This window comes from Gemella sp. 20925_1_85, assembly GCF_041433735.1.
GTDB lineage: Bacteria > Bacillota > Bacilli > Staphylococcales > Gemellaceae > Gemella.
In genome coordinates, this window is the sequence record NZ_JAPWCC010000024.1 from 17,665 (window position 1) to 27,420 (window position 9,756).

6 protein-coding genes are annotated in these 9,756 nt (G+C 35.4%); all 6 read left to right on the plus strand.

The features are described 5' to 3' along the window. The first annotated feature begins 14 nt into the window (after window positions 1-14). The 6 genes from O3884_RS07390 to rplT all read left to right on the plus strand — a co-directional run bounded on the left by O3884_RS07390 (window position 15) and on the right by rplT (window position 9,727). A complete protein-coding gene (locus O3884_RS07390) occupies window positions 15-611 on the plus strand; it encodes a class I SAM-dependent methyltransferase (RefSeq protein WP_294682178.1) in 597 nt (198 codons plus the stop codon). Between the two features lie 150 nt (window positions 612-761). Continuing rightward, window positions 762-4,568 carry a DNA-directed RNA polymerase subunit beta gene (gene rpoB / locus O3884_RS07395; RefSeq protein WP_371452668.1) on the plus strand — a complete coding sequence of 1,269 codons (3,807 nt, stop codon included), beginning with the start codon at window positions 762-764 and terminating at the stop codon, window positions 4,566-4,568. A gap of 71 nt (window positions 4,569-4,639) precedes the next feature. Further along, window positions 4,640-8,320 (plus strand): DNA-directed RNA polymerase subunit beta', encoded by a 3,681-nt coding sequence (gene rpoC / locus O3884_RS07400; RefSeq protein WP_294682174.1) that lies wholly within the window; start codon window positions 4,640-4,642, stop codon window positions 8,318-8,320. A gap of 235 nt (window positions 8,321-8,555) precedes the next feature. Next, window positions 8,556-9,083, plus strand: a complete 528-nt coding sequence (gene infC, locus O3884_RS07405) for a translation initiation factor IF-3 (protein WP_003145601.1) — start codon at window positions 8,556-8,558, stop codon at window positions 9,081-9,083. A gap of 26 nt (window positions 9,084-9,109) precedes the next feature. Then, the gene (gene rpmI, locus O3884_RS07410; protein WP_003145690.1) at window positions 9,110-9,304 is read left to right on the plus strand and encodes a 50S ribosomal protein L35; all 195 of its coding nucleotides are present in this window, start codon (window positions 9,110-9,112) and stop codon (window positions 9,302-9,304) included. Window positions 9,305-9,367: 63 nt separating this feature from the next. Further along, window positions 9,368-9,727, plus strand: a complete 360-nt coding sequence (rplT, locus tag O3884_RS07415; protein ID WP_003144917.1) for a 50S ribosomal protein L20 — start codon at window positions 9,368-9,370, stop codon at window positions 9,725-9,727. Window positions 9,728-9,756: the final 29 nt, after the last annotated feature.

The following is a 9,756-nucleotide window of genomic DNA, read 5'->3' on the forward strand; positions in this document are numbered from 1 at the left end:
GAGGTGTCTTTATTATGGAACATTATTATACAAATAATCCGACGACAGAAAGTCGAGAAAAAATTATCAACTCAACAATAGCAAATGAGAATTTGAAATTTTATACAGATAATGGAGTATTTTCTAAAGAGAGTGTAGATTTTGGAACTAAAACAATGTTAGAAAGTTTCACTACAGATAAAGAAAATGCTAAAGTTGCGGATATTGGATGCGGTTATGGGGTTATATCTATATTCCTCGCTAAAAAATATCCAACATACAAGTTTACTATGGTAGATGTAAACAATAGAGTATTAGAATTATCTAAAAAAAATATTGAACTTAATAATATAGAAAATGAAGTAGAAGTGCTAGAAAGTAGTTCCTTTGACAATGTTGAAGGAAACTTTGATATAGTTTTAACAAACCCACCGATAAGAGCTGGGAAAAAAATTGTACATAAAATAATGACAGATAGTTATGAACATCTAAACGCTCAAGGTGAGCTTTGGGTAGTTATACAAAAAAAACAAGGAATGGCTAGTTGTAAAAAATTATTAGAAGATACTTTTTCAATAGTAGAAGTAGTTTCGAAAAATAAGGGTTACTATATCCTAAAAGCCGTAAAATAATTGACAACTTGCTATGACTATGATAAAATGATATATTGCAAGTAATTCTATTTTCTTTTAGATAGAATTACCAAAATTATATAAGTAAGTAAGAGAAAATGTATATATTTTCTTTTTAGTTTTTAAGAGAAAAGCTGAGAGGTGACACAGTTGCAAAAAGTTAAATTTGGTAAGCACAGAGAAAGACGTAGCTATGCTAGAATATCAGAGGTAATTGATTTACCGGACTTAATTGAAATTCAAACCTTATCTTATGATAAATTTTTAGAAACTGGTCTAAAAGATGTTTTTAAAGATGTATCACCAATAGAAGGTAATAATGATAAATTAAGTTTAGAATTTATCGACTATAAATTAGGAACTCCTAAATATGATGTTGATGAGTCTAAAGAACGTGACGCTACATATTCAGCACCTTTAAGAGTGCGCGTACGTTTAATTAATAAAGAACGTGACGAAATTAAAGAACAAGAAGTATTTATGGGTGAATTACCGTTGATGACTGAAACTGGAACGTTTATCATCAATGGTGCAGAACGTGTAATTGTATCTCAATTAGTACGTTCGCCTTCTGTATATTTTACAGAAGATGACAAACTTAAAGTTAAAAATATTCCAAATGCCTATAAAACAACTGTTATTCCTAACAGAGGAGCTTGGTTGGAATTTGAAAAAGATATTAAAGGATTAGTTTATGCTCGTATTGACAGAACTAGAAAAATTCCTTTAACAACGCTTATTAGAGCGTTAGGTTTTGAATCTGACGAATCTATTATCAAATTATTCGGAGAAGATACAGAACTATTAAATACATTAGAAAAAGATGAAAACCTAGACACAGGAACTGCGTTAAAAGTAATTTATGATAAATTACGTCCTGGAGAGCCAGCTAACGTAGAAACTGCAAAAGCAACTTTACACGGTAGATTCTTCGATCCAAGAAGATATGACCTTGCTAAAGTAGGACGTTATAAATTAAATAACAAACTTCACGTTGGTGAACGTCTAGAAAACCAAATTCTAGTTGAACCAATCGTTGATACAGAAACAGGAGAAATCTTAGTAGAAAAAGGTACTAAGTTAACACGTGAAATCATTGATGGAATTTATGAAGAATTAGGAACTACAGCTAACGTAGTAGAGTTCGATATGAATGAAAGTCTTGATGGAAGCGACAGTCTTAAATTACAGTTATTCAAAATTGTAAACCAAGTTAAAGTAGGTAATGACTTCGATATCGATGAATTAACTGATGATCAAGTATTACATGTAATTGGTAATGGAGCACCTAATAAAGATGTTCTAACACTAACAATTGCTGATATCGTAGCAAGTATTAACTACTACCTATTATTAATCAGAACTCGTAGAAATAACGATGGATTTGAATTTGAATTAATCGGACGTGTAGATGATATTGACCACCTTGGTAACCGTCGTCTACGTTGTATCGGTGAACTACTACAAAACCAAATTCGTGTTGGTATTTCTCGTATGGAACGTGTTGTGCGTGAACGTATGAGTATTCAAGATACAAATGAAATCACTCCACAACAACTAATTAACGTAAGACCAGTTACAGCAATTATTAAAGAGTTCTTTGGAAGTTCTCAACTTTCACAATTCATGGACCAAGTAAACCCACTAAGTGAGCTTACTCACAAACGTCGTTTATCTGCACTTGGACCTGGTGGTTTAACAAGGGAACGTGCAGGGATGGAAGTTCGTGACGTTCACTACTCACACTATGGTCGTATGTGTCCGATTGAAACACCAGAGGGGCCAAACATCGGTCTTATAAACTCACTTTCATCATTTGCACGTATAAATGAATTTGGATTCATTATGACTCCATATAGAAAAGTTGAATTTGATGGAGAAGGTCGTCCATACGTAACTGAAAACGTACAATATTTAACAGCTGATCAAGAAGATAAATACGTTGTAGCACAATCAACTGCTAATGTTGATGAAAAAGGTTACTTCGTAGATGAAGAAGTAGTATGTCGTTTCAGAGGGGATAACACAGTTAAACCTCGTGAAATGATGAACTTCATGGACGTATCACCTAAACAGGTAGTTTCTGCTGCCACAGCATGTATTCCGTTCTTAGAGAATGACGACTCTAACCGTGCCCTAATGGGAGCGAACATGCAGCGTCAAGCAGTACCTCTAATGATTACAGAAGCACCATTCGTTGGTACAGGTATGGAGCACCTTGCAGCACGTGACTCAGGAGCGGCTGTTATCGCTAAATACCCTGGTATCGTTGAATATGTTGATGGAGCGAAAATTAAAGTACGTCGTATTGAAACTCTAGAAGGTAAAGAAATTAAAGGTGATTTAGATACATACGTAATTCACAAATTCGTACGTTCTAACCACTCTACAGCTTACAACCAAAAACCAATCGTTAAAGTTGGTGATAGAGTAGAACCTAAAGATATCCTTGCAGATGGACCATCTATGGATAAAGGAGAATTAGCTTTAGGTAAAAACCTTGTAGTAGCATTCGTAAACTGGGATGGATATAACTATGAGGATGCTGTTATCATGAGCGAACGTCTTGTAAAAGATGATGTTTATACTTCTATCCACGTAGAAGAATATGAAACAGATGCTCGTGATACTAAACTTGGGCCAGAAGAAATTACTCGTGAAATTCCAAACGTAGGTGAAAATGCACTTAGAAACCTAGATGCTCGTGGAATTATCCGTATTGGGGCTGAAGTTAAAGATGGAGATATCTTAGTAGGTAAAGTTACACCGAAAGGATTAACTGAACAAACTCCAGAAGAAAAATTATTATATGCTATCTTTGGAGCTAAATCTAAAGAAGTACGTGATACTTCATTACGTGTACCTCACGGTGCTGATGGAGTAGTTGCTGATGTTAAAATCTTTAAACGTGAAGATGGTGCTGAATTACCTAACGGTGTAAATGAACTTGTACGTGTATTCATCGTTCAAAAACGTAAAATCCGCGTAGGGGATAAAATGGCCGGTCGTCACGGTAACAAAGGGGTTATCTCGAATATCTTACCAGAAGAAGATATGCCTTACCTACCAGATGGTACACCAGTTGACGTAATGTTAAATCCACTAGGGGTTCCATCTCGTATGAACATTGGACAAGTATTAGAGCTACACTTAGGTATGGCTGCTAAACAACTAGGAATCCACGTAGCAACACCAGTATTCGATGGTGCTACTGATGAAGATGTTTGGTCTACAGTTGCTGAAGCTGGAATGGCTAAAGATGCTAAGACAGTTCTTTATGATGGACGTACAGGTGAACCATTCGACAGCCGTGTATCTGTAGGGGTAATGTACATGATTAAACTTGCACACATGGTTGATGATAAACTTCACGCTCGTTCAATTGGACCATACTCATTAGTAACACAACAACCACTTGGAGGTAAAGCTCAATTTGGTGGACAAAGATTTGGTGAGATGGAGGTATGGGCACTTGAAGCTTATGGTGCTGCATATACTCTTCAAGAAATCTTAACGTACAAATCAGATGATACTAATGGTCGTGTTAAAACATACGAAGCTATCGTTAAAGGTGAAAACATTCCACGTCCAGGAGTTCCTGAATCATTCCGAGTACTTATGAAAGAACTTCAAGCACTTGGTATGGACTTCAGAGTAATGGATAATGAAGATAACGAAGTAGACATGGGTGATATAGATTTAGGAGATACAATTGATTTCCACGAATCACACCACCACAACCACAATGAAGAAGAAGCAAATGAAACAGAAAAAGCTTCAAAAGAAAATACTGAAAATGGATATCAAAGTTTAGCTAACTTAATTCTATCTGATTCAGAAGAAGAAGTTGAAGAAGAATCAAGTGAAGAAACTTCAGGATATCAAGCATTAGCTAATCTATTAATGTCAGATACAGATGAGTATGAAGACGTTGAAGATGATACTGATGAAGAATAATATAAATTTTACAATTAATCACAAAGAACTATTCAAGGCATTTATACAAAAAAATAAAGGAGGTATGCTCCTTGATAGACGTAAATAATTTTGCATATATGAAAATTAGTTTAGCTTCTCCAGAAAAAATCAGAAGTTGGTCTTACGGAGAGGTTAAAAAACCTGAAACAATTAACTATAGAACTTTAAAACCAGAAAACGATGGGCTATTCTGTGAAAGAATTTTTGGTCCAACAAAAGACTGGGAATGTGCTTGTGGAAAGTACAAAAGAGTTAGATATAAAAACATTAAATGTGATAAATGTGGAGTTGACGTAACTTTAGCAAAAGTTCGTCGTGAAAGAATGGGGCACTTAGAATTAGCTGCCCCAGTCAGCCACATTTGGTATTTCAAAGGTATTCCAAGTAGAATGGGTCTTCTACTTGACCTTAGCCCAAGACAATTGGAAGAAGTAATTTACTTTGCTTCTTACATTGTTATTGATCCAGGTGAAACTGACTTCATGAAGAAACAAATTGTTTCGGAGCGTGAAGTACGTGAAGCACGTAGCACATTTGGAGCAAACTCTTTCGTAGCTAAAATGGGAGCTGAAGCAATTCGCGATCTATTAGCTGAATTAGATATCGAAAAAGAACTTAAAGACCTAAAAAATGAACTTAAAGAATTAAGTGAAAGCAACTATAAATCTGGTCAAAAAGTTGTAAAAATCATCAAACGTGTTGAAGTATTCGAAGCATTTAAACACTCTGGAAACAAACCAGAATGGATGATTATGACTGTATTACCAGTTATTCCACCTGAATTAAGACCTATGGTTCAATTAGATGGTGGACGTTTCGCAACAAGTGACTTAAACGATTTATACAGACGTGTAATTAACCGTAACAATCGTCTGAAAAAACTTATCGAACTTAAAGCTCCAGGGCTAATTGTACAAAACGAAAAACGTATGTTACAAGAAGCTGTAGATGCATTAATCGATAACGGACGTCGTGGTCGTCCTGTAACAGGTCCTGGTAACAGAACATTAAAATCATTATCTAATATGTTAAAAGGTAAACACGGTCGTTTCCGTCAAAACTTATTAGGTAAACGTGTTGACTACTCTGGACGTTCAGTAATCGTAGTTGGTCCAAACTTAAAAATGTACCAATGTGGATTACCTAAAGAAATGGCACTTGAATTATTCAAACCATTTGTAATGCGTGAATTAGTTAAACGTGAGTTAGCTAATAACATTAAAAATGCTAAAAACCAAATCGAAAGAATGGAAGATCATGTATGGGATATCTTAGAAGATATTATTCGTGAGCACCCAGTATTACTTAACCGTGCCCCGACTCTTCACAGACTAGGTATCCAAGCATTCGAACCAATCTTAGTAGAAGGACGTGCAATTCGTCTTCACCCTCTTGTTACAACAGCGTTTAACGCCGACTTCGATGGTGACCAAATGGCCGTTCACGTTCCTTTATCAAAAGAAGCACAAGCAGAAGCACGTATGCTAATGCTAGCTGCTCAAAACATCCTTAACCCTAAAGATGGTAAACCAGTAGTTACACCATCTCAGGATATGGTATTAGGTAACTACTACCTAACACTTGAAAGACCTGGAGCAGTAGGGGAAGGTATGATTTTCAAAGATGCCGATGAAGCAAGAATAGCATACCAAAATGGATATATTCACCTTCACACACGTGTCGGTATCGCGGCTAAATCATTTGAAAACCCAACGTTCACAGAAGAACAAAACAAAAAATTACTTGTTACTACAATTGGTAAAGTAATCTTTAACGATATATTACCAGAAGGATTCCCATATCTAAATGAACCTACAAAAGATAATTTAGAATCAGCAACTCCTGATAAATATTTCGTATCACCATCTGATCTTGCAGAAGGTGGATTAAAAGCATATATTGCTGAACAAGAAGCTGTAACACCATTCAAAAAAGGTTTCTTATCAAAAATCATTTCTGAAATCTTTAACAGATTCCACATTACTGAAACATCTATGATGTTAGACAGAATGAAAGATTTAGGATTCAAATACTCTTCAAGAGCTGGTATTACAGTAGGGGTAAGTGACGTATTCGTCTTACCTAATAAATATGAAATCTTAGCAGACTCACAAGCTAATGTTGATAAAATCACAACATTATACAGACGTGGTCTGTTAACTGAAGAAGAAAGATATCAAAACGTTATTGCTCAATGGGCAAAAGCAAAAGATATCATTCAAGATCAACTAATGGACTCTCTTCCAGCTACTAACCCAATCTACATGATGAGTGACTCTGGAGCCCGTGGTAACGCGTCTAACTTCACTCAGTTAGCCGGAATGCGTGGTCTGATGGCATCTCCATCAGGACGTATCATGGAAATGCCTGTACGTTCATCATTTAAAGAAGGATTAACAGTATTAGAGTTCTTCATCTCTTCTCACGGTGCGCGTAAAGGTCTTGCCGATACAGCGCTTAAGACAGCCGACTCAGGTTACTTAACTCGTCGTCTTGTAGACGTTGCACAAGATGTTATCGTTCGTGAAAACGACTGTGGTACATCTCGTGGATTAAGAGTTGCTGCACTTAAAAATGGAACAGATGAAATCGAAAGCTTACAAGAACGTCTTGAAGGTAGATACAGTAAAGAAACTGTTGTTCACCCAGAGACAGGAAAAGTTATCGTTGAAGATGGTCAATTAATCACTCTAGATACAGCTAAAGAAATTGAAGCAGCTGGAATCGAAAGTGTTGTTATCAGATCAGCATTTACATGTAACTCTCGTCATGGAGTTTGTGAGAAATGTTATGGTAAAAACTTAGCTACAGGTGAAAAAGTAGAAGTTGGGGAAGCAGTTGGTACAATTGCCGCTCAATCTATCGGAGAACCTGGTACACAGCTTACAATGCGTACGTTCCACACAGGTGGGGTTGCCGGTGCCGATATCACTCAAGGTTTACCTCGTATTCAAGAGTTATTTGAAGCGCGTAATCCAAAAGGTAAGGCATTAATCTCAGAAGTAGATGGAACAGTTACAAAAGTTGAAATCGATAATAATCACGTACGTAGAATCTACGTATTAAGTGAAATCGGTGAAGAAAGAGAATACCAAGACTATGGTGCAAGCCGTATGTTAGTTAAAGAAGACGACAAAGTTAAACGTGGTCAAGCTTTAACTGAAGGTTCTATTGAACCAAAAGAATTACTATCAATTGCTGGTTTAGAAGCGGTACAAAGTTACTTATTAACTGAGGTACAAAAAGTTTACCGTATGCAAGGGGTAGAAATCAGTGATAAACACGTTGAGGTTATGGTACGTCAAATGTTAAGAAAAGTACGTGTAATCAATGCTGGAGACACTGACTTACTTCCAGGTTCATTAGTTGATATTCACAAATTCACAGATGAAAACAAAAAAATCCTTGCGGTACGTGGAAACATGGCTACAGCTAAGCCTGTAATTCTAGGTATCACTAAAGCTTCATTAGAGACTGAAAGTTTCTTATCTGCAGCTTCATTCCAAGAAACTACTCGTGTTCTTACAGACGCAGCAGTTAAAGGAAAAGTTGATAGACTTATGGGACTTAAAGAGAACGTTATTATTGGTAAGCTAATTCCAGCAGGAACAGGAATGCCAAGATACAATGACGTAGATATCAAAGTTGAAAATGAACTTGAATTAGAAATGGATAACGAATTAAGTAGACCAATTGAAGAAGAATTACATGAAGAATTAGGATCTATTTAATTTAGAACATAGAAAAGTTAATAGGAATATAAAAAAATCTTATATTCCTATTGACAAATCTATAAAAAGTATGTAAAATAGATAATGTTGAATACAAAAGTAGAAGCACCCGTTTCTCACCTGCCAATATTGATTGTTCAGGTTTATGTAGATGAAATGTAGAATTTTATGCTGGGTGTTTTGCACTCAGTTTTTTTTAATGCTTTTAGTATTTAATGAAATTTATAAATAGGAGGTGCTGATCATTAGTAAAGATACTGCACAAGTAAATGAAGGTATTAAAGCGAAAGAGTTTCTTTTAATTAGTCAAAATGGAGAACAATTAGGAGTTAAAACTAAGGCAGAAGCGATGCAAATTGCAGAGCGTATGAACTTAGATGTTGTTCTAGTAGCTCCAAATGCTAAAACACCAGTTGCTAAAATTATGAACTACGGTAAGTTCAAATTTGAACAACAAAAGAAAGAAAAAGAAGCACGTAAGAAACAAAAAATCGTAACAACAAAAGAGATAAGATTATCTCCAACAATTGAAAAACACGATTTCGAAACTAAGTTGAAAAATGCACGTAAATTCTTAGCAAAAGAAGACAAAGTTAAAGTTTCTATTCGTTTTAAAGGGAGAGCAATCACCCACAAAGAAATTGGACAGAAAGTTTTAGAAAACTTTTCTAACGAAGCTAGCGATATAGCTACTGTCGAACAAAAACCTAAAATGGAAGGTCGCAGTATGTTCTTAGTTCTAGCACCAAAAAAAGAGAAATAAAGGTTTAATATAGGAGGAATTTGATAATGCCAAAAATGAAATCTCACCGTGGTTTAGCAAAACGTGTGAAAAAAACAGCTAGCGGTAAATTAAAACGTAGCCGTGCTTATACTTCTCACTGGTTTTCAAGAAAAACTACTAAACAAAAACGTCACTTACGTAAAGCTTCATTAGTATCTCGTGGTGATTACAAACGTATTAGAACTTTATTAGTTAAATAATATTAAAGAAGATTAATTATAGCGTAAATACTTATTTAAGTTATACATAAGGAGGAATTAGATATGCCACGTGTTAAAGGTGGAACTGTGACTCGTCGTCGCCGTAAAAAAGTTTTAAAACTAGCTAAAGGATATTTTGGTTCAAAACATACATTATTCAAAGTTGCTAAGCAACAAGTAATGAAATCAGGAATGTATGCTTTCAGAGACCGTCGTCAAACAAAACGTAACTTCAGAAGATTATGGATCGTTCGTATTAATGCAGCTGCAAGATTAAATGGATTATCTTACAGCCGTCTAATGAACGGACTTAAAGTTGCTGGAATCGATATTAACAGAAAAATGTTATCAGAAATCGCTATCCACGACGCAGCAGCATTCACAAGCATTTGTGAACAAGCTAAAGCAGCTTTAGCTAAATAATTAAAGAAAATTTAAAGAATACTTGCATA